The 22,057-nt window shown below is 60.6% G+C and carries 21 protein-coding genes and 6 tRNA genes; 11 read left to right on the top strand and 16 right to left on the bottom strand.

Going from position 1 to position 22,057, the window contains the following annotated elements:
• Window positions 1–267: 267 nt before the first annotated feature.
• Window positions 268–1,095, bottom strand: coding sequence for a protein-glutamate O-methyltransferase CheR (gene cheR, locus PspTeo4_RS14460; protein ID WP_322364495.1), 828 nt, complete (start codon window positions 1,093–1,095; stop codon window positions 268–270).
• 51 nt (window positions 1,096–1,146) lie between these two features.
• Window positions 1,147–2,076 (bottom strand): chemotaxis protein CheV, encoded by a 930-nt coding sequence (locus PspTeo4_RS14465; protein WP_322364496.1) that lies wholly within the window; start codon window positions 2,074–2,076, stop codon window positions 1,147–1,149.
• A gap of 64 nt (window positions 2,077–2,140) precedes the next feature.
• On the opposite strand from PspTeo4_RS14465, the gene flgA reads away from it, so the two are divergent.
• From flgA to PspTeo4_RS14490, 5 genes are all read left to right on the top strand, one after another.
• Window positions 2,141–2,893, top strand: a complete 753-nt coding sequence (flgA, locus tag PspTeo4_RS14470; RefSeq protein ID WP_322364497.1) for a flagellar basal body P-ring formation chaperone FlgA — start codon at window positions 2,141–2,143, stop codon at window positions 2,891–2,893.
• A gap of 152 nt (window positions 2,894–3,045) precedes the next feature.
• Window positions 3,046–3,360: a flagellar biosynthesis anti-sigma factor FlgM gene (flgM, locus tag PspTeo4_RS14475; RefSeq protein ID WP_322364498.1), complete on the top strand. Its 315-nt coding sequence runs from the start codon at window positions 3,046–3,048 to the stop codon at window positions 3,358–3,360.
• Window positions 3,361–3,410: 50 nt separating this feature from the next.
• Complete coding sequence (locus PspTeo4_RS14480; RefSeq protein WP_322364499.1) at window positions 3,411–3,878, top strand: flagellar protein FlgN; 468 nt, start codon at window positions 3,411–3,413, stop codon at window positions 3,876–3,878.
• Between the two features lie 80 nt (window positions 3,879–3,958).
• Window positions 3,959–4,702 carry a flagellar brake protein gene (locus tag PspTeo4_RS14485; protein WP_322364500.1) on the top strand — a complete coding sequence of 248 codons (744 nt, stop codon included), beginning with the start codon at window positions 3,959–3,961 and terminating at the stop codon, window positions 4,700–4,702.
• A 149-nt stretch (window positions 4,703–4,851) separates the two neighbouring features.
• A complete protein-coding gene (locus PspTeo4_RS14490; RefSeq protein WP_322364501.1) occupies window positions 4,852–5,421 on the top strand; it encodes a hypothetical protein in 570 nt (189 codons plus the stop codon).
• A gap of 50 nt (window positions 5,422–5,471) precedes the next feature.
• On the opposite strand, the gene PspTeo4_RS14495 is transcribed toward PspTeo4_RS14490, so the two are convergent.
• The 3 genes from PspTeo4_RS14495 to bkdR form a co-directional block, all read right to left on the bottom strand.
• The gene (locus tag PspTeo4_RS14495; protein ID WP_322364502.1) at window positions 5,472–6,812 is read right to left on the bottom strand and encodes an MFS transporter; all 1,341 of its coding nucleotides are present in this window, start codon (window positions 6,810–6,812) and stop codon (window positions 5,472–5,474) included.
• Between the two features lie 130 nt (window positions 6,813–6,942).
• On the bottom strand, window positions 6,943–8,184 hold the full coding sequence (locus PspTeo4_RS14500) for a glutamine synthetase family protein (RefSeq protein ID WP_322364868.1): 1,242 nt from the start codon (window positions 8,182–8,184) through the stop codon (window positions 6,943–6,945).
• Window positions 8,185–8,485: 301 nt separating this feature from the next.
• On the bottom strand, window positions 8,486–8,971 hold the full coding sequence (gene bkdR, locus PspTeo4_RS14505; protein WP_023381577.1) for a Bkd operon transcriptional regulator BkdR: 486 nt from the start codon (window positions 8,969–8,971) through the stop codon (window positions 8,486–8,488).
• Window positions 8,972–9,168: 197 nt separating this feature from the next.
• Here bkdR and PspTeo4_RS14510 point away from each other — a divergent pair, with 197 nt between their 5' ends.
• The 4 genes from PspTeo4_RS14510 to lpdA are packed head-to-tail and all read left to right on the top strand — an operon-like array spanning window position 9,169 to window position 14,109.
• Window positions 9,169–10,401: a 3-methyl-2-oxobutanoate dehydrogenase (2-methylpropanoyl-transferring) subunit alpha gene (locus PspTeo4_RS14510; protein ID WP_322364503.1), complete on the top strand. Its 1,233-nt coding sequence runs from the start codon at window positions 9,169–9,171 to the stop codon at window positions 10,399–10,401.
• 1 nt (window position 10,402) lies between these two features.
• On the top strand, window positions 10,403–11,461 hold the full coding sequence (locus PspTeo4_RS14515) for an alpha-ketoacid dehydrogenase subunit beta (protein WP_322364504.1): 1,059 nt from the start codon (window positions 10,403–10,405) through the stop codon (window positions 11,459–11,461).
• Complete coding sequence (locus PspTeo4_RS14520; protein WP_322364505.1) at window positions 11,462–12,727, top strand: dihydrolipoamide acetyltransferase family protein; 1,266 nt, start codon at window positions 11,462–11,464, stop codon at window positions 12,725–12,727.
• Window positions 12,728–12,729: 2 nt separating this feature from the next.
• Complete coding sequence (lpdA, locus tag PspTeo4_RS14525; protein ID WP_322364506.1) at window positions 12,730–14,109, top strand: dihydrolipoyl dehydrogenase; 1,380 nt, start codon at window positions 12,730–12,732, stop codon at window positions 14,107–14,109.
• A 59-nt stretch (window positions 14,110–14,168) separates the two neighbouring features.
• Here the strand turns inward: lpdA and PspTeo4_RS14530 are convergent, their stop codons facing one another.
• Entirely contained in the window at window positions 14,169–15,167 is a 999-nt protein-coding gene (locus PspTeo4_RS14530; protein ID WP_322364507.1) for a diguanylate cyclase, read from the bottom strand.
• A gap of 215 nt (window positions 15,168–15,382) precedes the next feature.
• Between PspTeo4_RS14530 and PspTeo4_RS14535 the strand changes: the two genes are divergently transcribed.
• Window positions 15,383–15,949: a hypothetical protein gene (locus PspTeo4_RS14535; RefSeq protein ID WP_322364508.1), complete on the top strand. Its 567-nt coding sequence runs from the start codon at window positions 15,383–15,385 to the stop codon at window positions 15,947–15,949.
• 65 nt (window positions 15,950–16,014) lie between these two features.
• On the opposite strand, the gene PspTeo4_RS14540 is transcribed toward PspTeo4_RS14535, so the two are convergent.
• The 4 genes from PspTeo4_RS14540 to phnN form a co-directional block, all read right to left on the bottom strand.
• The gene (locus tag PspTeo4_RS14540; RefSeq protein WP_322364509.1) at window positions 16,015–16,737 is read right to left on the bottom strand and encodes a TylF/MycF/NovP-related O-methyltransferase; all 723 of its coding nucleotides are present in this window, start codon (window positions 16,735–16,737) and stop codon (window positions 16,015–16,017) included.
• Complete coding sequence (locus PspTeo4_RS14545) at window positions 16,734–17,600, bottom strand: hypothetical protein (RefSeq protein ID WP_322364510.1); 867 nt, start codon at window positions 17,598–17,600, stop codon at window positions 16,734–16,736. Before PspTeo4_RS14545 ends, PspTeo4_RS14540 begins: the two co-directional genes overlap by 4 nt.
• 282 nt (window positions 17,601–17,882) lie before the next feature.
• Window positions 17,883–17,959: transfer RNA gene (locus PspTeo4_RS14550), tRNA-Arg, on the bottom strand.
• 121 nt (window positions 17,960–18,080) lie between these two features.
• Entirely contained in the window at window positions 18,081–18,668 is a 588-nt protein-coding gene (phnN, locus tag PspTeo4_RS14555; protein WP_322364511.1) for a phosphonate metabolism protein/1,5-bisphosphokinase (PRPP-forming) PhnN, read from the bottom strand.
• Window positions 18,669–19,015: 347 nt separating this feature from the next.
• Here phnN and PspTeo4_RS14560 point away from each other — a divergent pair, with 347 nt between their 5' ends.
• A complete protein-coding gene (locus PspTeo4_RS14560) occupies window positions 19,016–19,342 on the top strand; it encodes an Arc family DNA-binding protein (RefSeq protein WP_003254499.1) in 327 nt (108 codons plus the stop codon).
• A 113-nt stretch (window positions 19,343–19,455) separates the two neighbouring features.
• On the opposite strand, the gene mgtE is transcribed toward PspTeo4_RS14560, so the two are convergent.
• The 6 genes from mgtE to PspTeo4_RS14590 all read right to left on the bottom strand — a co-directional run bounded on the left by mgtE (window position 19,456) and on the right by PspTeo4_RS14590 (window position 22,015).
• The gene (gene mgtE / locus PspTeo4_RS14565) at window positions 19,456–20,898 is read right to left on the bottom strand and encodes a magnesium transporter (protein WP_322364512.1); all 1,443 of its coding nucleotides are present in this window, start codon (window positions 20,896–20,898) and stop codon (window positions 19,456–19,458) included.
• A gap of 424 nt (window positions 20,899–21,322) precedes the next feature.
• Window positions 21,323–21,399: transfer RNA gene (locus PspTeo4_RS14570), tRNA-Arg, on the bottom strand.
• 72 nt (window positions 21,400–21,471) lie between these two features.
• Window positions 21,472–21,548 (bottom strand) — tRNA-Arg (locus PspTeo4_RS14575).
• 73 nt (window positions 21,549–21,621) lie between these two features.
• Window positions 21,622–21,698 (bottom strand) — tRNA-Arg (locus PspTeo4_RS14580).
• Between the two features lie 73 nt (window positions 21,699–21,771).
• A tRNA-Arg gene (locus PspTeo4_RS14585) sits at window positions 21,772–21,848 on the bottom strand.
• Window positions 21,849–21,924: 76 nt separating this feature from the next.
• Window positions 21,925–22,015, bottom strand: a tRNA-Ser gene (locus tag PspTeo4_RS14590).
• Window positions 22,016–22,057: the final 42 nt, after the last annotated feature.

Genomic DNA, 22,057 nt, shown 5'->3' on the forward strand with positions numbered 1-22,057 from the left:
GATCGAGCGCCGCCCGCGCGGCGCATCGCGAGCAAGGCTCGCTCCTACGTTTGTTTACGGCCAGTAACGCCTATGACAGGCGCGCGCGACCGCCTTGTTTGTACGCCTCGATATTGCGCCATGCGCCAAGGCGTTCGCGCACATTTCCCACAGGCATAACTGGCCCGAAACAAACGTAGGAGCGAGCCTTGCTCGCGATGCGCCGCGCGGGCGGCGCTCGATCTACCAGGCGCCGCAAATCCAAAGACAAGCACCCGCCCTACCTGATCACTTGGCCTGATAGATGATCCCCGGACTGCACTGCACCATCTGGTAATGGTCCGGCAGCCCGTTCAAAGCCTCGGACGCACCAAGGAACAGATACCCACCCGGCTTCAAGGTGCTGTGAATCCGCAGCAGAATGTCCTTCTTCACCTGCGCCGAGAAGTAGATCAGCACGTTGCGGCAAAACACGATGTCGAACTTGCCCAAAGCCGCATAGCTATCGAGCAAGTTGAACGAACGGAACTCGACACGGCTGCGAATGGCCGGCTTCACCGCCCAACGCCCCGGCCCCTTGGTATCGAAGTAACGCTGCAGCCGCTCTTGAGACAAGCCGCGGGCAATGGCCAGGCTGTCGTACTCGCCGGTCTTGCAGTTGGTCAACATCGAACCGGACAGGTCGGTGGCGACGATCTGCGCCCCCATCTTCAGTTGCCCAAGGTTGCTGCGCTCGAATTCGTCCAGCGCCATCGAGATGGAATAAGGCTCCTGCCCCGACGAACAGGCTGCCGACCAGATGCGCAAGCGCTGGCCCGGGTTGCCCTTGATGAACTCCGGAACCACCTTGTTCTTCAACACTTCGAATGGATAGGTGTCGCGAAACCACAAGGTCTCGTTGGTGGTCATGGCATCGACCACCTGCTCGCGCAGGCCGCCGCGCGGTTGCGTCTGAATACGCTGCACCAGCTCGCCCAGGCTCTTGATGCCCTGCTGCTCCATCAGCTTGTTGAGACGGCTGGAGACCAGATACTGCTTATTCTCGCCCAGCAGGATGCCACAGGCTTTCTCCAGGAATACCCGGAACTGTTCGAAATCCAAATTACCCGTAGACACTACTGCCGCCTCTTTTCAATCACTGGTGCCGGGAGCTGGCCCCCGGCTGCTTCAATGCGTTGCCTTGATCCGGTCGACCACGCGCTGGGCAAGGTCATCCGGCTTGAACTTGGCCAGGAAGTCATCGGCACCGACTTTCTTCACCATGGCCTGGTTGAACACCCCGGACAGCGAAGTATGCAGGACGATGTGCAATTTTTGCATACGCGGGTCGCTGCGAATCTCCGCAGTCAGCGTATAGCCGTCCATTTCCGGCATTTCAATGTCCGAGATCATCATCAGGAACTCTTCTTCCGGCCGCTTGCCCTCGTCCACCAGCTTGCGCAGGTAATCCAGGGCCTGACGACCATCGTTGAGCGCCACCACTTCGACACCGACCGTCTGCAAGCAGCGGCTGACCTGCTTGCGCGCCACCGACGAATCGTCGACGGTGAGCACCCGCAGCAGCACGGCCTTGTCCTGCACTTCGGCATCGATCACCCCGGCGGACACCGATTCGGACGACGGAGCCACCTCGGCCAGCACCTTCTCCACATCGATGATCTCGACCATGCGGTTGTCCACCCGCGTGACCGCTGTCAGGTAGTGATCACGGCCGGTCCCCTTGGGTGGCGGGTGGATCTCCTCCCAGTTCATGTTGACGATGCGCTCTACCGAGTGCACCAGGAACCCTTGGGTCTTGGTGTTGTACTCGGTGATGATCACGAAACTGTTGCGCGTCTCTTCCTTGAGGCCGGGCAACCCGGTCGCCATCGACAAGTCGAGGATCGGGATGGTCGCCCCGCGAATATTGGCCACACCACGCACCACCGGGTGGGACTTGGGCAGCAAGGTCAGCTCCGGGCACTGCAGCACCTCCCTGACCTTGAATACATTGATGCCGTAGAGTTGCTCGCCGTTGAGGCGGAACAACAGCAATTCCAGGCGATTCTGCCCCACCAGTTGCGTGCGCTGGTTGACCGAATCCATAACACCAGCCATGCCAGACTCCTTTACTTGTCAGCCTATGCACAGAGTCGGCACGGGCTTTGCTTTTTTGAGTGCCATGTACACGAAAACGACATTTTTCCGACGATTGACCCGCCTACTGAGCAGCACGCTCGCCGCGCTGTGCCTGTTGGCACCCGGCGCTCGTACGCTGGCGGACGCGTTCACCTTGCCTGAACAGCTTATCGGTGTCACCCAAGGGTTTCTTGAATTTACCGTCGAGGATTACCTGGCCACGACCCAGACCGTGGGCCGCTACGAGATCCAGGTCAACTCGCTCGACCCACGCCTGCGCATGCCGCTGTGCAGCCAGCAATTGGACGCCTCGCTGGAGAGCCCGGCGCAGCCGCTGGGCCGGGTGACGGTGCGGGTACGCTGCGATGGCAGCGCGCCATGGACGGTGTTCGTGCCGGCCACCGTGCGCTTGTACCGCGATGTCGTGGTGGTCACTCGCCCGCTCAAGCGCGGCAGTACGGTCGGTGAGGGGGATGTAGCCCTGCGCGAACGCGACGTTGGCACGCTCAGCCAGGGCTTTCTCACCGAACTCGACCAGGCGCTGGAGATGAAAGTGCTGCGCCCCACCGTGCTCGATCAAGTCCTTACCCCCCAGCACCTTGAACAGGCTGAGGTGGTGCGCAAGGGCGACCACGTGGTGATCGTTGCGCGCAGCGGCACCCTGAGCGTGCGCATGCCGGGCGAAGCCCTCACCAAGGGCGGCATCGGCGAACAGATCCGCATCCGCAACCTGAATTCCAAACGGGTGGTCAAGGCACGGGTCACAGGCCCGGGCCAGGTGGAGGTAGCCATGTAGAATGGGCTGGCAGTAGGGAACCGCATTTCCTAAACTGTGTCAGAAAACGGGTTCGCGAGCTTGCTGACAGGCGGCTATGCATTTGTGCCTAAAGTTTCTTTGAGGTTGGCCGAAAACAAGGCAAGCGTCCAAATACCCAGAGGTTTCTGATCATGGTCATCGACTTCAGTCGTTTGAATAACTCTCCGTCCATAACGGGCGGCGTGCGCGGCAACACCGCGTCCGGCAACGCCGACAAAACCGGCGAAACCAATGAAGCGCCGAAAAGCGCCAGCGCCAGCGGAGAAGCGGTACACCTCAGCCAAGAGGCTCAGCAGTTGCAGAAGATCAGCGACAAGCTGCGCGATCAACCTGAAGTCAACAGCGCCCGTGTGGCCCAGTTGAAACAGGCGATCGCAGATGGCAGCTACCAGGTCGATGCCGGCCGGGTCGCCAGCAAACTGCTTGATTTCGAAGCTCAGCGCTAACCTTACGGCGCGCTGACTTCACGGACGCTAATAAAGGCCAAGAGTTAGCCATGCACGACATCACTCTGCTGCAACTGATCGAAGACGACATCGCACCCACGCAGGAACTGCTCGACCTTCTCGAAAAGGAAGCCGTTGTCCTGCATGGCCGTGACATGATGGTGCTGGAGCACATTCTGGCCCGCAAACAGTCGTTGATCGTCTTGCTCGAACAGCAGGGACTGCGGCGCAACCAGCTACTCACCAGCCTGGGCTTGAGCCCGGACCGCGCAGGCGTGCAGGCCTTGGCCGCACAGTCGCCCAACGGCGATCTCATCCTGCAGCAGCTTGAGGTGCTCAGCCAGTTGCTCGATGCCTGCCAGAAGGTCAACGAGACCAATGGCCGAATCATCCAGATGCAACAACACACCACGGCCAACCAGATCAGAATCCTCAACGGTGGTGACTCTCCGTCCCTCTACGACAGCCGTGGCACCACCTCGCCAATGAGCAAGCCCCGGGCGCTCAGCCAAGTGTGATTAGTTCTATCAAGGCACGGAACATACTGGCAAAATGCCGTAACTTGCGTGTGCCGTTTTTGCCTGGAGATTGATAACCCGTGTTCAATGAAACCGACGCTCCGCAGCCACCAAAGGTGCTGACCACGCCTTTGGAGATCGCGGCCAACCTGCGCCAGTTGCAGGAAAGCCATGATCCTCTGATCATCACCTTCCATGAACGTAGCCAGCGATTCCAGAGTTACGTAGTGCAAGTGGACCGCGACAGCGATGTCCTGGCGCTGGATGAGATGATCCCGCGCGATGGCGAGAAATTCATCGAGAACGGCGAACCGTTCCGTGTCGAAGGCTTCCACGATGGCGTGCGCATTGCCTGGGAATGCAACCACCCGCTGCGCATCAGTGAAGTCGATGGCCACCGCTGCTACCGCGGCGGCTTGCCAACGGAGATGACCTACCACCAGCGCCGCAATGCCTTCCGCGCAGCGCTGAAACTGTCGCAGCTGGTCGACGTCATCCTGGACGGCACTCACCTCAAGGGCAATGGCGCGCTGCGTGGCAAACTGCTGGATATCTCGGCCACCGGCTGCAAGCTGCGTTTTGACGGCGATGTATCGGAACGCCTGCAACTGGGCCAGGTGTACGAGCGCTTCAAGGCCGGCAACCCACTGGGCCTGGTGGACACCATGGTCGAGTTGCGCCACCTGCACTTCGAGGAGCGGATCAACACCACCTTCGCCGGTGTACGTTTCCACAACCTCAACGGCCAGGCACAACGCAAGATTGAAAGTTTCGTCTACCAGCTGCAGCGTGAAGCGCGACGGTTCGATAAAGACGACTACTGATTGCCCCGCATCATCGACGAACGCCACCCCATGGGTGGCGTTTTCGTTTCCCTCGCAACAGCAACGTTTCCGAGTTACCGGCAAGTGACTGCCTGCTTAGTGTGGCTTGCGTCGCGCTTGACCTGGGCGCGCTCAGACGAGGACAAACAATGTTGCAACGCACATTTACCGCCGAACTGCACTGCCAGTATGGCCGAGTGGGAGTAGTCGAGACGCCGCTGGCTGCGGATCCGCGTTTTTCCGCCGATCAGGAAGGCTGGCTATGCACCGAAGACCGCCGAGGCGCGACCTTGAGCTTCAAGCCGATCGTGTTCCAATTCCTGTTCATCGAGAAAAAGAATGACCGCATCCATTACCGAGTCAATTGCGCAGACACATGGCAATATGCGGGCGCGAGACTCGAACAGAACAAGAACGGCTGGTTGGGTTTATACGGCACTCACGTGATAGGGAGAGTCATTGACGCGCTGAATCCTGCCAACCTCCTGCCCGCTCTTCAGCCGATATGGAAGATCGAAACACTCCAGGCTTGGGATGGTGATATCCAGAACGCCGAAAACATAGCGTTCTACCTGCGCGACAGGAACGGCCACAGAGTGGCGCAAGTCGAGAGCATCTACAGAAGAAGCACCCCGCATCTGCGCCACTGGTTTCTCAATGCCGGGCAGATGGACGGTGAAATACTGAAATTCCACCTGCACAACATCAAGGTCTCCTGAGCCTATGACCCGCCGGCGGCAGCGCGCGTTTCCGGCGGGCACATGCGGCTTCAAACCGACCTATCCACCTCCGCCTCAGGCTTGACACCGTTTGCCGCTGGCGCCTGTTCCTCCTCGGTGTCCTCTGCCGCCACTGGCGTCTGCATCACATCCTGCACGGTCTGCTCATCCACCCTCGGGTCAAGCGCCGCGGACAATGGCGAACCTGCCGCTGGCATCGCCACGTGACCCAGCGGCGCATCCTGCACCTGATGCAGACCAGTGACCGCTTTCGGCCGAATACGCCACACCAGCACCAGCGCGAAAAACGCGAAGAAGGCATAGAGCATCTGCGCACCCAGCACTTTCATCAGCACACCTGCCGCCAGCGGCCCGATGCAAGCGCCCACGCCATAGGTGACCAGCAGCATGGCGGTCAACGAAACCCGTCGCTCGCTTTCGACGTGGTCATTGGAAAACGCCACCGCCAGCGGATACAGGCAGAACTGCAACAGCGAAATCAAGAAGCCGATGCCAAACAGCAACTCCAGCGGCACGCTGGGCATGATGGCCAGTGGCGCCGAGGCCAACGCCAGCCCCACCGCGACACTGCGGATCAGCACCGCACGGTCGTAGCGGTCCGACAACCAGCCCAATGGCCACTGCACCACCAGCCCCGCAAAGATACAGCTACCCATGAACAGACCGATCTGCTCGGTGGACATCCCCTGGCTGGATGCATAGAGCGGCGCCAGACCGTAGAAGGAGCCTACGATCAGGCCCGAGCCCAACACCGTGCTCAGTGATTGCGGCACCCGCTTGATGAAGAACTTCGGCTCCATCGGTGCCGGACGCAAGGGTGCCGGGTGAATCCGCCGGGTCATCGCAACCGGCACCAGGCACAGAGCAAAGCACATGGCGACCAGCATCAGCAGCTCCGGCCCGAGTTGCGGGTGGACTACCAGAATCAACTGGCCGAGCACCAACCCCAGGTAGGAGGCGATCATGTAGCCACTGAACACCGCGCCACGATGTTTGGCCTCTGCCTGCTCGTTGAGCCAGCTCTCGATCACCATGTACTGGCACATCATGCCCAGGCCGACGATCATCCGCAGCCCGACCCAAACTGGCAGCCAACTGGTCAATCCGTGGCCTAGCACCGCGGCACCGACGATACCGGCGCAGGTGGCGTAGGCACGAATATGACCCACCCGACCGATCAGCCGGTGACCGACCTTGCCCCCCACAGCCAGGCCGAAGTAGTTGGCCGCCATCAGCGCACCGACCCACAGGCTGTCGACATGATCGGCCGCCAGGCGCAGCGCCAGGTAGGTACTGAGCAGGCCGGAGCCGATCAGCATCATCAAGGCAGCGAAATACAGCGACTGAAACGGCTTCCAGATATTACGCATACTTCCCGTCTAGCTCCCTGGTCAGGTGGCATTGGCATGCAGGCAAGCATAAAAGCAAATCAACCACAGCGCAGGCCCCTGACGGCGAAATACCTGGTCAGCGGCGTGTCCAGTCGTGGTTGTGTCGCGTTCAGGCCTGTGTTGCCAACACCCGCCGCTCCCACGGCGTGATCTCATCGAAGAAGTCCGTCAGCTCCAGGGTCTTGGTGGCCAGGTAACCGTCGATGAACTCGCCGCCGAACAACTCCCGCGCCAGAGCGCTGCGCTTGAGCCGTTGCAGCGCGGCATGCAGCGTGCACGGCAGGCTCAAGGACTCGGGCACCTCGAACTCACCCTGAATCGCTGGCGTCGGCTGCAGACGTTGCTCGATGCCATGCAGGCCTGCGGCCAGGCTCGCCGCGATGGCCAGGTAAGGGTTGGCGTCCGCCCCAGGCAAGCGGTTCTCAACCCGCCGCGCCACCGGCGCACTGGCAGGAATGCGCAGGCCCGCGGCACGGTTGTCCTCGGACCAGCAGGCATTGTTCGGCGACGCATAGGGGTGACACAGGCGCTGATAGGAATTGACGTTGGGCGCGAACAGCGCGGTGAAATCGGCCATGCAAGCCTGCAAGCCGCCGATGAAGTGGTAGAAGGTTTCGGTCGGCTGCCCTTGGTCATCGCTGAACACATTACGCCCCGTGTCGATCTGCACCAGGCTCTGATGGATATGCATGGAACTGCCCGGTGTTCTGGCCAATGGCTTGGCCATGCAGACCACGGTCAGGCCATGCTTGAGTGCCACTTCCTTGAGCAGGTGCTTGAACAGGAAGGTCTGGTCGGCCAGCAACAGCGGATCGCCGTGCAGCAGGTTGATCTCGAACTGGCTGACACCCATCTCGTGCATGAAGGTGTCACGCGGCAAGCCCAAGGCCGCCATGCACTGGTACACCTCGGCGAAGAATGGCCGCAGGCCGTTGTTGGAGCTGACGCTGAACGCCGAATGGCCAAGCTCGCGGCGGCCATCGTTACCCAGGGGCGGCAAGAAAGGCTGAAGCGGATCACTGTTGGGGGCGAACACGAAGAACTCGAGTTCGGTCGCCACTACCGGCGCCAGGCCCAGGGAGGCGTAACGGGCGATGACGGCCTTGAGCAGGCCACGGGTGGACAAGCCTGACGGGCTGCCGGTCAGCTCATTGGCATCGCAAATCGCCAAGGCCAGCCCATCATCGGCCCAAGGCAGGCGATAAATATGGGCAGGGTCTGCAGCAAGGGCCAGGTCACCATCGTCGCTGCCGTAGAACTTCGCCGGCGGGTAGCCGCCCATGATGCATTGCAGCAATACACCACGCGCCATCTGCAGGCGACGGCCTTCGAGAAAGCCTTCGGCGGTCATCACCTTACCGCGCGGGACGCCGTTGAGGTCGGGGGTGACGCATTCGATCTGGTCGATGCCCTTGAGGTGCTCGGCGAGCGAGCGCGGGCTGGCGGTGGTCATGACGCTGTCCTTGTTGTTATCAGCTACAACAACATTAGGCTGGGGGTGTTTAAAATATCAAGCACCCATGACCAGGACATCCGCTGCTGTCTGCACCGGCCTCATCGCCGGCAAGCCGGCTCCCACAGGTACGGCAGTGATCTCAAGATCTGCCCGGTCCATGTGGGAGCCGGCTTGTCGGCGATAGGGCTGATACGCCCTACTCCCGTAATGTCATTCCATTCGCCGGCAACGGCAATGCGGTCTTGTAACGCACCTGCTTCAAGGCAAAACTGGAGCGAATATTCGCCACCCCCGGCAGCCGGGTCAGGTAATCGAGAAACCGCTCCAAGGCCTGGATGCTCGGCAACAACACCCGCAGCAGATAGTCGGGGTCGCCGGTCATCAGGTAGCACTCCATCACCTCCGGACGCTCGGCAATCTCCTCCTCGAAGCGGTGCAGCGACTGCTCCACCTGCTTTTCCAGGCTGACATGGATGAACACATTCACATCCAGCCCCAACACTTCGGGCGCCAGCAATGTCACCTGTTGACGGATCACCCCCAGTTCCTCCATCGCCTTGACCCGGTTGAAACAGGGCGTGGGCGAGAGGTTTACCGAGCGCGCCAGCTCTGCGTTGGTGATGCGGGCGTTTTCCTGAAGGCTGTTGAGAATGCCGATATCGGTACGATCGAGTTTGCGCATGAGACAAATTCACCGGTTTTTTGTGTTTATGGGGAATGTTTATCTGCGCCGCACCGCAAAGGCAACCAACTTGAGAGAAAAATTCTCCTGCCGTGCCACTAAGATGTAAATGACGCTGACCTACCAGTCACGAGCCGGTACTCAGCGGCGGCCGCTTCAAAGCTCACAAAAACAACATCCGAGCGAGCGTAAAAAGCATGAACGAGTACGCCCCCCTGCGTTTGCATGTGCCCGAGCCTACCGGCCGGCCAGGCTGCCAGACCGATTTCTCCTACCTGCGCCTGAACGACGCGGGTTCTGTCCGTAAACCCCCGATCGACGTCGACGCTGCCGACACCTCCGACTTGTCCTACAGCCTGATTCGCGTGCTGGACGAACAGGGCAATGCCCTGGGCCCCTGGGCCGAGGACATCGACCCGCAGGTGTTGCGCCAAGGCATGCGCGCCATGCTCAAGACGCGGATCTTCGACAACCGCATGGTGGTCGCCCAGCGCCAGAAGAAGATGTCCTTCTATATGCAGAGCCTGGGCGAGGAAGCCATCGGCAGCGCCCAGGCCCTGGCCCTGAATCGCACCGACATGTGCTTCCCCACCTACCGTCAGCAAAGCATCCTGATGGCCCGTGACGTGTCACTGGTGGAGATGATCTGCCAGTTGCTGTCCAACGAGCGCGACCCGCTCAAAGGCCGCCAGCTGCCGATCATGTACTCGGTGCGCGACGCAGGCTTCTTCACCATCAGCGGCAACCTGGCGACCCAGTTCGTGCAGGCCGTTGGCTGGGCCATGGCTTCGGCGATCAAGGGCGATACCAAGATCGCCTCCGCCTGGATCGGTGATGGCGCCACCGCCGAGTCGGACTTCCACACCGCCCTGACCTTCGCCCACGTCTACCGTGCCCCGGTCATCCTCAACGTGGTCAACAACCAGTGGGCGATCTCCACCTTCCAGGCCATCGCCGGCGGTGAATCGACCACCTTCGCCGGGCGCGGCGTGGGTTGCGGCATCGCCTCGCTGCGGGTCGACGGCAATGACTTCGTGGCTGTGTATGCCGCCTCGCGCTGGGCCGCCGAACGTGCCCGCCGTGGCCTTGGCCCGTGCCTGATCGAGTGGGTCACCTACCGTGCCGGCCCGCACTCGACCTCGGACGACCCGTCCAAGTACCGCCCTGCCGATGACTGGAGCCACTTCCCGCTGGGCGACCCGATCGCCCGTCTCAAGCAGCACCTGATCGCCATCGGTCAGTGGTCGGAGGAAGAACACCAGGCCGTCACCGCCGAACTTGAAGCCGCTGTGATTGCCGCGCAGAAGGAAGCCGAGCAGTACGGCACCTTGGCCAACGGCCATATCCCGAGCGCCGCCTCCATGTTCGAGGACGTGTACAAGGAAATGCCCGATCACCTGCGCCGCCAACGCCAGGAAATGGGGGTTTGAGATGAACGATCACAACAACAGCATCAAACCGGAAACCGCCATGGCCACCACCACCATGACCATGATCCAGGCCCTGCGCTCGGCCATGGACGTCATGCTTGAGCGCGACGACAACGTGGTGATCTACGGCCAGGACGTCGGTTACTTCGGCGGCGTGTTCCGCTGCACCGAGGGCTTGCAGAACAAGTACGGCAAGTCCCGCGTGTTCGACGCGCCGATCTCTGAAAGCGGCATCGTCGGCACCGCCGTGGGCATGGGCGCCTATGGCCTGCGGCCAGTGGTGGAAATCCAGTTCGCCGACTACTTCTACCCAGCCTCCGACCAGATCGTCTCGGAAATGGCGCGCCTGCGCTATCGCTCGGCAGGCGAGTTCATCGCCCCACTGACTCTGCGCATGCCCTGCGGCGGTGGCATCTATGGTGGGCAAACCCACAGCCAGAGCCCGGAGGCGATGTTTACCCAGGTCTGTGGCCTGCGCACGGTGATGCCGTCCAACCCCTACGACGCCAAAGGTCTGCTGATTGCCTCGATCGAATGTGACGACCCGGTGATCTTCCTCGAGCCCAAGCGCCTCTACAACGGCCCGTTCGACGGCCACCACGACCGCCCGGTAACGCCTTGGTCGAAACACCCGCAAAGCGCAGTACCGGACGGTTATTACAACGTGCCATTGGACAAGGCCGCGATCGCCCGCGCCGGCAACGATGTCACCGTGCTGACCTACGGCACTACGGTCTACGTGGCCCAGGTAGCCGCCGAAGAGACTGGCGTGGACGCCGAGGTCATCGACCTGCGCAGCCTCTGGCCGCTGGACCTGGAAACCATCGTCGAGTCGGTCAAGAAGACTGGCCGTTGCGTGGTGGTGCACGAAGCCACCCGCACCTGCGGTTTCGGCGCCGAGCTGGTTTCGCTGGTTCAGGAGCACTGCTTCCACCATCTCGAAGCGCCCATCGAGCGCGTCACCGGCTGGGACACCCCCTACCCCCACGCACAGGAATGGGCTTACTTCCCAGGCCCTTCGCGGGTAGGCGCGGCATTGAAACGGGTCATGGAGGTCTGAATGGGCACGCACGTCATCAAGATGCCGGACATCGGCGAAGGCATCGCGCAGGTCGAGTTGGTCGAGTGGTTCGTCAAGGTCGGTGATGTGATCACCGAAGATCAGGTGGTGGCCGATGTCATGACTGACAAAGCCACCGTGGAAATTCCCTCGCCAGTGAGTGGCAAGGTCCTGGCCCTGGGCGGCCAGCCTGGTGAGGTGATGGCGGTCGGCAGCGAGCTGATCCGCATCGAAGTGGAAGGCAGCGGCAACCATGTGGATGTGCCGCAGGCCAAGCCAGTCGAGGCGCCTGCAGTTGCCGCACCGGTTGTTGCTGCGCCGCAACCGCAGCCGGTGGTCAGCCAGGGCACTGCTTCCTGCACCGCAGCCCCCATCGTGCCGCGCCAGGCCAATGAAAAACCACTGGCCTCCCCCGCCGTGCGCAAGCGCGCCCTGGATGCCGGCATCGAATTGCGTTACGTACACGGCAGCGGCCCAGCCGGACGCATCCTGCACGAAGACCTCGATGCCTTCATCAGCAAACCGCAAGCCAGCGTCGGTCAGGCGCCTGGTGGCTATGCCAAACGCACCGACAGCGAACAGGTGCAGGTCATCGGCCTGCGCCGCAAGATTGCCCAGCGCATGCAGGATGCCAAACGCCGGGTTGCGCACTTCAGCTATGTCGAGGAAATCGACGTCACCGCGCTTGAAGCCCTGCGCCAGCAACTGAACCAGAAGCATGGTGACAGCCGTGGCAAGCTGACCCTGCTGCCGTTCCTGGTGCGCGCCCTGGTCGTGGCCCTGCGCGATTTCCCGCAAATCAACGCCACCTATGACGACGAGGCCCAGGTCATCACCCGCCACGGTGCGGTACATGTGGGTATCGCCACCCAAGGCGACAACGGCCTGATGGTACCGGTGCTGCGCCATGCCGAAGCGGGCAGTCTGTGGGGCAATGCCAGCGAAATTTCACGCCTGGCCGTAGCTGCCCGCAGCAACAAAGCCAGCCGTGAAGAACTGACCGGCTCGACCATCACCCTCACTAGCCTCGGCGCCCTGGGCGGCATCGTCAGCACGCCAGTGGTCAACACGCCGGAGGTGGCCATCGTCGGGGTCAACCGCATTGTCGAGCGGCCCGTCGTGATCGATGGCCAGATCGTAGTGCGCAAGATGATGAACCTGTCCAGCTCGTTCGACCACCGAGTGGTCGATGGCATGGATGCCGCCTTGTTCATCCAGGCTGTGCGTGGCCTGCTTGAGCAACCCGCCTGCCTGTTCGTGGAGTGAGCATGCAACAGACTATCGATACCACACTGCTGATCATCGGCGGCGGCCCTGGCGGCTACGTGGCCGCCATTCGCGCCGGGCAACTCGGCATTCCCACCATACTGGTTGAAGGCCAGGCGCTGGGCGGCACCTGCCTGAACATCGGCTGCATTCCGTCCAAGGCACTGATCCATGTGGCCGAACAGTTCCATCAGGCGTGCCGGCACACCGAACAATCGCCGCTGGGCATCAGCGTGAGTTCGCCGAACCTGGACATCGGCCGTAGCGTGGCCTGGAAGGACGGCATCGTCGACCGCCTTACCACCGGCGTGGCGGCGTTGCTGAAAAAGCATGGCGTGAAGGTGATCCACGGCTGGGCGAAAATTCTCGACGGCAAGCACGTCGAAGTGGACGGCCAGCGCATCCAGTGCGAGCACCTGTTGCTGGCCACCGGTTCGCACAGCGTCGAATTGCCGATGCTGCCATTGGGCGGCCCGGTCATCTCGTCCACCGAGGCCTTGGCGCCCAAGGCACTGCCCAAGCATCTGGTGGTGGTGGGTGGCGGCTACATTGGCCTGGAACTGGGCATCGCTTACCGCAAGCTGGGTGCCGAGGTCAGCGTGGTGGAAGCGCGCGAGCGCATCCTGCCGACCTACGACAGCGAACTGACTGCGCCAGTAGCCGAGGCCCTGAAAAAACTGGGTATCCAGCTGCACCTGGGCCACAGCGTCGAAGGTTACGCCAATGGCTGCCTGCTGGCCCGCGACAGCCAGGGCGCACAGTTGAGCCTGGAGGCCGACCAGGTGCTGGTGGCGGTCGGGCGTCGACCCCGCACCCAAGGCTACAACCTGGAGTGCCTGGACCTGAAGATGAATGGCGCAGCCATCGCCATCGACGACCGCTGCCAGACTAGCATGCGCAATGTCTGGGCCATCGGCGACGTGGCTGGTGAACCCATGCTTGCCCATCGCGCCATGGCGCAAGGTGAGATGGTGGCCGAAATCATCGCTGGCAAGGCACGGCGTTTCGAACCCAGCGCAATCGCGGCGGTGTGCTTCACCGACCCGGAAGTGGTGGTGGTCGGCAAGACACCCGAGCAGGCAGCCCAGCAAGGCCTGGACTGCATCGTCGCGCAGTTCCCGTTCGCCGCCAATGGCCGGGCCATGAGCCTTGAGTCCAAAAGCGGATTCGTGCGCGTGGTGGCGCGTCGCGACAACCACCTGATCGTAGGCTGGCAGGCGGTAGGCGTGGCGGTCTCCGAGCTGTCCACCGCGTTTGCCCAGTCGTTGGAAATGGGCGCGCGACTGGAAGATATCGCCGGCACCATCCACGCTCACCCGACCCTCGGCGAGGCGGTACAGGAAGCGGCGCTACGCGCTCTGGGCCACGCCCTGCATATCTGACACTGAAGCGGCTGCGGCCGATGTTGGCCCGCTGCGCCCCAGGCGCCGCGGGTCTTTTTTCATTCAGCTATGGTGTTCTTGCCGGCGGCCTTGGCCCGGTACAAGGCTTTGTCAGCTCGCACCAGCACCTCCTCGGGGGCCTCACCCTCGCGCAATTGCACCACGCCGTAGCTCATGGTCAGGCGGCAGTCGCCGACCGGCTCGACCTTGTCCATTACCTGGCGCAACCTCGCCGCTACCTCCAGCGCCTGCTCCAGGGTGGTGTGCGGCATGACCATGACAAACTCGTCACCACCCCAACGCGCCAGCAGGTCCAGCTCACGCAGCCCGGTGCGCAGATGCTCGACGACGTCGACCAGTGCCGCGTCGCCCCGGGCATGGCCATACCGGTCGTTGATAGGCTTGAAATCGTCCAGGTCCATGGCCACCAGCGACAACGGCTGACGGAAACGCTGGGCGCGCTCGCACTCCTGGTGCAGCACCTTTTCCAGGCGATATCGATTGGCGATGCGGGTCAGCGCATCCCGTTCAGCCAGCTCGCGGTTCTCGTCCAGCTGGCGCTGCAGTTGCTGGTTCACCCACGACAGCTCGCGGGTACGCTCGGCCACCTGGGTTTCCAGTGACTGGTTCTTTTGCTTGAGCTGCGCCACCAGGCGTTTGCCGGCATCGATATTGCGATGGGCACCGAGCATGCGGGCCACCGAACCGTCTTCATTGCGCGCGATGACATGACCACTGTCTTCGATCCACAAATAGCTGCCATCCTGGCAGCGGCAGCGGTATTCGATCAGGTAGCGCTCGTTGCGCTGATTGATGTAGGCCTCGAAATGCGCCATCACCCGCGGGTAGTCCTCCGGGTGAATCACGCTCTCCCAGGTCAGTACTGTATTGGCCATGGAGTGGCTGGCATAACCGAGCATGGCGTACCAACCCGGATTTCGATAGACGTAACCGGTATTGGCGTTCCAATCCCAGATGCCGTCACTGATCAATTCAAACAGCAGGTGCAGTTGTTGTTCGGTAAAGCCGGCAGGCGCCGGTGCTGATTCCTGGTTCATGGACGCTCTCCCTGGTGTCCAGCAACTGCGCCACGTTCAAGGCTGCCGAAACATGTTGATGCTTGCCGCAGACGGCAAGGTCATTCCGCAAAAAGGCAAGCATATTCCGAGCAGATGCCCGCCGGAAATAGCCGAAGTGCTCTATTTTCCGGCTTTTCAGCGCTGGCACAGGTTTTGCCCCTACTCCCTGCCTTTTACCTTTCCAAGGAGGAAACATGCTTATCACATCCACTGGCCTGAACTGGCAGACCAACATTGCCCAACAAAACCGGGTGAGCAGCGAGCTGGCGGTTGCCGAAGCCGTGCAAGTGCGCGCCCCGGTGACCACCAACAATGCCTCGGCCCAGCAGAACAGTCAGGGCAACACCGCGCAACAGAACGCCGAGGACGCTCGCGAAGAGGCGTTCGCCAAACTCAAGGTAGCACTGCAGAATCCCGACATTGCCGCACGGCAGCAGGCGAGCGTCAGCAAGCAGGACACCAGCGATGCCGTTCGGGAGTTCCGCGAATACATGGCCAAGACCCCGGAGCAGAAGGTGCAGGAGAAAGTGCTCGCGGAATTGGGGATGACACCGGAGGAGTATGAAGCCCTACCGCCAGAGCAGAAGCAGAAGATCGGTGAGCAGATAGCCCAGCGGATCAAGGAAGACATCGAGATGGACACACAAGTCAAGGTGCAACAGCAGGCGCTTCGTGAAGTCCAAGCGCAGCAAGGTGCTGACATCGCCACCTCCCAGAGCGCGGATGAGCGCGAAAAAGCCCTGGACGCCATGTCGGTCTGACCATCAGGTGGCAAGCATGAAAGGGCTTACAGCAGCGCCGCGCCCTTTCATGCCGGCACTTCACATCAGACGCGGAAGTAGCCCACCGACGAATCGAACGGCAGTCGCTTGAGTTCGATCTTGTTCAGGTCCAGCACATCGCGCAGCGCCTGGGTTTCGCCCGGGAAGTTGCGATAGGCCACTTCGTCCAGCACCACGATCGCCCCTTTGGGCATGTACGGCAGGAAGGTTTCCAGCGCCACCTTGGTCGACTTGTACAGGTCGGTGTCGAGGATCAGCATCGCCACCACCAGGTCCGGGCGGGTCTTCACGAAGGCCGGTACGGTTTCCAGGATGTCGCCTTTGACGATCTCGCAACGCGGGATACGGTTGACCGGACGGATCAGGTCGTTGGCCTCGATCATGTCCTGAATCAGCGTCTCGTCGGTGTCGGAGAACATGCTTTCGTTGATGTCGGCCGGATCTTGTTCGGCATCGATGCTGGCAAAACCGCCGAAGGTGTCGAAACCAATGATCGAACGGTTGATCGCGTAAGGCTCCAGGATCATCGACAGCTGCATGTACAGCATCAGCGAGTTGCCTTTGTACACACCGCACTCGACGATGGCACCAGGAATATCCTGGACCATCTTGAACAGTTCGATGCGCGACAGTGCAGCGGTCACGGCGATACGGTTGGCAAACACGAACGGCGCATCAGCCACGTATTGGGCATCGACACGGCTCAGCACGCTGGCGCGCTTTTCGTTGTACTCGACCTCGGCAGCAGTCAGACGACGCTTGGTCATGGGTTAACTCCCTGGAATTGCGAAAAGTCGCTGGCATTGAAAAAGTCTTTGAAGCCGGCCTCTGCGTCCGAACAGCCGTTGTCGACGTTCGGCGCGCCGCGCTTGTGCAGCAAGTCTTGCAGGTGGATCAGGCGGAAGTCCACGCTGAAGCGCACCTTGTCGGTGAAGTTGGCAACGGTGCCGTGCAGGTGAGCGCCCGAGAAGATCAGCATCTCACCACTGTTGGCAGCCACACGCAGCTCGGCGCTGGTATCGATGTCTTCCAGCGGCACTGGGTGCACCCGAGTCTCTTCGGTGATGTTCTGCGAGGCCTTGTGCCGTTGCACGTTGATCCAGTCGTTCAGGCTCCACTGGGCGGAACTGTTCTGCACCGGCCGATCGAAGTAAGCCGGGTTGATCATCATGGTCTGTTCGGGCTCGATGCTGTACACCGGCATCCAGGTGTTCACCTGGCTTTCGACGCTGCCGTACCAGGTGTCGCGGTGTGGCTTGTAGGCGTAACTCACACCGGCATGCAGGTAGTCGTAATTGGGTACCACACGCACCCGAGGCACGTCGAAGATGTAATCCTTCGGGTCGGCTCCGATCTCGCGAATGAAGTCGCGGATCATCGCCTTGGCGTCTGGGCCGTTGGTGAACTGGCGCTTCAGCGCGGTGACACGCTCGACGAAGGTTTCCACCGGCATCATCTTGTGCAGTGACTGGTGGTCGGTCTCGCCATCGAACGCGGCAGTGATGCTCTGCCGGGCCAGGGCGCACAGAGCATGTGCATTACCAAGGCCGGTCTCCAGGAAGATATCGCCCTTGAACAGCGAGCCTCGGTAGTCCGGCTTGTTTTTCACCTGGTTGACATAAAAATTCATACTTGCCCCTTCACAACTCATTGAGACCAATGCCCACCGCAGGCTGCGTCGACCGGCAGCGGGGCATGAATTGAAGTGGACGCAAGGCGACGCACCCTACCCCACGAGGCAGGAACTCCAACCATTGGCGATACGGGTTCATTGCCCGTATCCAGTGACCAAGTGATCGGCATGCTGACAGGAAACTTTAAGCGCGCGAGTGCCGGCGATCAGGATTTCGCGCCTGAATCTCGAGCAGGAAACAACATGGTGGGGGTGATCTGCAAAACGCTATGCATTAAATGGCGTCCCAGGCAGGAATTGAACCTGCAACCTTCCCCTTAGGAGGGGGATGCTCTATCCAATTGAGCTACTGAGACACAGACGCCGACAGCGAGCGCTGCACGACAGGATGGCGATCATGTTAACCAGCGCATTGCCGTTTGTCATGTCTCTATCGGGCTTTTTGCACGTAATCCATTTCCGAGGTTGGCAAGCCGCTCATTGGATCAGTCGTTCTTGCCTCAGCAAAGCCAGCAACGCCTCAACGGCCACTTCCAACGACGTGGAATTATCCAGCACATGCACGCCCGGTTCATGCTCGGCTTGCAACAGGGCATTGCGCGCCAGACGCTGCTCCACTTCCTCCGGTGTTTCGCGCCCTCTTGCCAGCAAACGCTGCCGCAACACCTCAGGCGTCACGGCAATGCACACCGCCAGCATCTCGGGGTAACGCTGCCGCGCCAAGGGCAGGTATGCACGCGAGCCGTTGACCAACACATGCCGCCCCTCACTCAGCCATTGGTCCACTTGCGAGGGAATACCATAATCCAGTCCATTGGCCCGCCAATGCATGGCAAACGCGCCGGCCTTGCGCAACTCTTCGAAGCGCTCCGGCGTGACACCGTGGGCGGCCTCCCCCTTGGATTCTGCAGATCGGGTGATGACCCGACGGGCAATTTCCACCCCCGCTGCGGCCAATTTCACACGCGACGCATCAATAAGGGAATCTTTTCCCGAACCCGATGGTCCTACCAGATAGATCAGGCGGCCTGAGGGTGTATTGCGGGCGCTTGCGTCATGTTGCATAGCCACTATGCTCTAAGGAGGGAAACCCGCGCATTCTAGGTGTTTTCCCGGCCCTTTGCTGCGATTTACCAGTTTTTGACGGCAAAGGTCTGACGGTGTGGCGTGCCGGTACATGCAAAACTTTTCAAACCAGTGCTCATTTCTGATAATTGGTACTGGCAAAAAGCCTTTATCCGGCTCACTATTTGTCACAGAATTGACGCCAAGGAAACGGCGACCTTGAGGCAAGATGAGCGCCCAAATTTTTACGACGGTTGAACATTTTGTCGTCGCCACGGTCGTACTTCCACCCCGTGCGGCCAATTTGAGAACCGCTTCCCCTGAACCAGTAAATCCGGTCAATTTATATGCGCCCAATGAAACAGGCTATCTATTCGAGCCGCACCGCTGACAAGTTTGTCGTCCGCCTGCCAGACGGGATGCGTGAGCGCATTGCCGAGGTAGCGCGCAACCACCACCGCAGCATGAACTCTGAAATCATCGCTCGCCTGGAGCAAAGCCTTATCCAGGAAGGTGCGCTGGGTGACGAGCTGAGCATGCGCCTGGACAGTCCAGAACTGTCCCTGCATGAGCGCGAGTTGCTGCAACGCTTCCGCCAGCTTTCACACCGCCAGCAGAATGCGCTGGTAGCCCTCATCGCTCACGATGTGGAAATGGCCGCCGACGCCTCATAAGGGGCTTCAAGCGAGCATGAAAAAGCCAGCGCAAGCTGGCTTTTTTCGTTGCGGCCACAGAGGCGGCCTTGCGTCTTGAAGGGCTGCGAAGCAGCCCCAACTGGCAACACCCTTTACATCAGGAACAGCGTTGCCAACCCCAGGAAGATGAAGAAGCCGCCACTGTCGGTCACGGCAGTGATCATCACGCTCGACCCCATGGCAGGGTCACGCCCCAGACGGGTCAGGGTCATTGGAATCAGGACCCCCATGAGCGCCGCAAGCAACAAGTTCAAGGTCATTGCCCCGGTCATCACCAGGCCCAACGACCAACTGCCGTAGAGCCAGAAGGCAACTACACCGATCACACCACCCCAGATCAGGCCGTTGAGCAGCGACACCGCCAGCTCCTTGCGCATCAACCGCGCGGTATTGCCCGGCGACACCTGGTCAAGCGCCATGGCGCGCACAATCATGGTGATGGTCTGGTTACCCGAGTTCCCCCCGATACCCGCGACAATCGGCATCAACGCCGCCAACGCCACCAGCTTTTCAATCGAGCCTTCGAACAGGCCAATGACACGGGACGCCAGAAATGCCGTGATCAGGTTGATCGCCAGCCACGCCCAGCGGTTACGCAACGAACGCCAGACCGAGGCGAAGATGTCTTCCTCTTCGCGCAGACCGGCCATGTTCAGCACTTCGCTCTCGCTCTCCTCACGGATCAGGTCGACCATCTCATCGATGGTCAGACGGCCAATCAAGCGGTCGCTCTTATCTACCACCGGCGCGGAAACCAGGTCGTAACGTTCGAAAGCCTGAGCCGCGTCGTAGGCATCTTCCTCAGGCTTGAAGGACACGGGGTCAGTCGCCATGACCTCCGCCACCTTCTTCTCCGGGTCGTTGACCAACAGACGCTTGATCGGCAGAACGCCTTTGAGAATGCCGTCGTAATCGACTACGAACAACTTGTCCGTGTGGTTTGGCAGCTCCTTGAGCCGGCGCAGGTAACGGAGCACCACTTCGAGGCTGACGTCTTCACGGATGGTGACCATCTCGAAGTCCATCAGCGCACCAACCTGCTCCTCGTCGTAGCTCAGTGCCGAGCGCACGCGCTCACGCTGCTGGGCATCGAGGCTTTCCATGAGCTCGTGAATGACGTCTCGCGGCAACTCGGGGGCCAGGTCAGCCAGCTCGTCGGCGTCCATCTCCTTGGCGGCGGCCAGCAGCTCGTGATCGTCCATGTCGGCGATCAGGGTTTGCCGCACGGCGTCGGAGACTTCGAGGAGAATGTCGCCATCGCGATCCGAGCGCACCAGCTGCCAGACCGTCATACGGTCTTCCAGAGGCAATGCTTCGAGGATGTAGGCGATGTCGGCAGGGTGCAGGTCGTCGAGCTTGCGTTGCAGCTCAACCAGATTCTGACGGTGGACGAGGTTTTCCACCAGGTCGTGGTGATGACCTTCCTGACGGTGCGTCAGGTCCTCGACCACACGTTGGCGCTGCAGCAACTCGACCACTTGGGCCAGACGATCCTGCAGGCTCTCTTGGCCTTTCTTTACTTCTACTTCAGTCATAGGCGAACTCCACTCCCAGCAGCGGAGCACGCCGGGAGAATCAATCGGTCAGATCTTTCTGTATGAATCTTGTTAAGGAGTAACTACTGGGTAAGTCCATGGTGGTATTCCACAAGCCCCGGCGGGGCTGACGGGCGCAATCATACACTGCCTAAGCTGTCAGATCGCTTAAATTTTTGGCCAGAACAATCGTTTGCGCGATAAAGCTAGGACAACGCTCGAAGCTATCAGTGCGACGGCTGTTCAGATGTTAAAAGCACATTTGTTATGTGCCTGCGGGCTTTCAGTGCTACGTGGGCCTGGGCCGCTATGCAGCCATCGCCGGCAAGCCGGCTCCTACACGAAAGCTTAGTTGCACTTCACAGACAATTCTGCGGCATGAAAAAACAAAAAGCCCGCTCAAATGAGCGGGCTTCTTGATGTGTGGCGGACTCAGGAGGATTCGAACCTCCGACCGCTCGGTTCGTAGCCGAGTACTCTATCCAGCTGAGCTATGAGTCCGTGGTGGTAGTTTTAGACCAGATTACCACTGGTTGAGTGAAGTCGCCTTGGCAAGCAAAGCCACTTCAAAAGTGGCGGACTCAGGAGGATTCGAACCTCCGACCGCTCGGTTCGTAGCCGAGTACTCTATCCAGCTGAGCTATGAGTCCGTAGATGGTAGTTTTAGACCAGGTTACCACTGGTTGACTGAAGCCGCCTTGGCAAGCAAAGCCACTTCAAAAGTGGCGGACTCAGGAGGATTCGAACCTCCGACCGCTCGGTTCGTAGCCGAGTACTCTATCCAGCTGAGCTATGAGTCCGTAGATGGTAGTTTTAGACCAGATTACCACTGGTTGTTTGAAGCCGCCTTGACAAGCAAAGCCACTTCAAAAGTGGCGGACTCAGGAGGATTCGAACCTCCGACCGCTCGGTTCGTAGCCGAGTACTCTATCCAGCTGAGCTATGAGTCCGTGTCTTGCTGCGCATTTTAGGTCGCTGAACGATTTGGCAAGATGCCTGATCAGCTACAGCGCCCTAAGCGAATAATGGCGGTGAAGGGGGGATTCGAACCCCCGATACCCTTATGAGGTATACTCCCTTAGCAGGGGAGCGCCTTCGGCCACTCGGCCACCTCACCGCAACACGAGGCGAATATTAAACAGGCTCTTCCTCGTTTGCA

The sequence above is a fragment of the Pseudomonas sp. Teo4 genome, assembly GCF_034387475.1.
GTDB lineage: Bacteria > Pseudomonadota > Gammaproteobacteria > Pseudomonadales > Pseudomonadaceae > Aquipseudomonas.

Bases quoted from the DNA above. Each gene is read 5' to 3' on its own strand.
- PspTeo4_RS14465 (WP_322364496.1), bottom strand. From the start codon at position 2,076: ATGGCTGGTGTTATGGATTCGGTCAACCAGCGCACGCAACTGGTGGGG.
- PspTeo4_RS14535 (WP_322364508.1), top strand. From the start codon at position 15,383: ATGCTTATCACATCCACTGGCCTGAACTGGCAGACCAACATTGCCCAA.
- flgM (WP_322364498.1), top strand. From the start codon at position 3,046: ATGGTCATCGACTTCAGTCGTTTGAATAACTCTCCGTCCATAACGGGC.
- PspTeo4_RS14520 (WP_322364505.1), top strand. From the start codon at position 11,462: ATGGGCACGCACGTCATCAAGATGCCGGACATCGGCGAAGGCATCGCG.
- PspTeo4_RS14490 (WP_322364501.1), top strand. From the start codon at position 4,852: ATGTTGCAACGCACATTTACCGCCGAACTGCACTGCCAGTATGGCCGA.
- lpdA (WP_322364506.1), top strand. From the start codon at position 12,730: ATGCAACAGACTATCGATACCACACTGCTGATCATCGGCGGCGGCCCT.
- PspTeo4_RS14495 (WP_322364502.1), bottom strand. From the start codon at position 6,812: ATGCGTAATATCTGGAAGCCGTTTCAGTCGCTGTATTTCGCTGCCTTG.
- PspTeo4_RS14480 (WP_322364499.1), top strand. From the start codon at position 3,411: ATGCACGACATCACTCTGCTGCAACTGATCGAAGACGACATCGCACCC.
- PspTeo4_RS14530 (WP_322364507.1), bottom strand. From the start codon at position 15,167: ATGAACCAGGAATCAGCACCGGCGCCTGCCGGCTTTACCGAACAACAA.
- PspTeo4_RS14545 (WP_322364510.1), bottom strand. From the start codon at position 17,600: ATGAATTTTTATGTCAACCAGGTGAAAAACAAGCCGGACTACCGAGGC.
- flgA (WP_322364497.1), top strand. From the start codon at position 2,141: ATGTACACGAAAACGACATTTTTCCGACGATTGACCCGCCTACTGAGC.
- PspTeo4_RS14560 (WP_003254499.1), top strand. From the start codon at position 19,016: ATGCGCCCAATGAAACAGGCTATCTATTCGAGCCGCACCGCTGACAAG.
- PspTeo4_RS14500 (WP_322364868.1), bottom strand. From the start codon at position 8,184: ATGACCGCCGAAGGCTTTCTCGAAGGCCGTCGCCTGCAGATGGCGCGT.
- PspTeo4_RS14515 (WP_322364504.1), top strand. From the start codon at position 10,403: ATGAACGATCACAACAACAGCATCAAACCGGAAACCGCCATGGCCACC.
- mgtE (WP_322364512.1), bottom strand. From the start codon at position 20,898: ATGACTGAAGTAGAAGTAAAGAAAGGCCAAGAGAGCCTGCAGGATCGT.
- PspTeo4_RS14510 (WP_322364503.1), top strand. From the start codon at position 9,169: ATGAACGAGTACGCCCCCCTGCGTTTGCATGTGCCCGAGCCTACCGGC.
- PspTeo4_RS14540 (WP_322364509.1), bottom strand. From the start codon at position 16,737: ATGACCAAGCGTCGTCTGACTGCTGCCGAGGTCGAGTACAACGAAAAG.
- phnN (WP_322364511.1), bottom strand. From the start codon at position 18,668: ATGCAACATGACGCAAGCGCCCGCAATACACCCTCAGGCCGCCTGATC.
- bkdR (WP_023381577.1), bottom strand. From the start codon at position 8,971: ATGCGCAAACTCGATCGTACCGATATCGGCATTCTCAACAGCCTTCAG.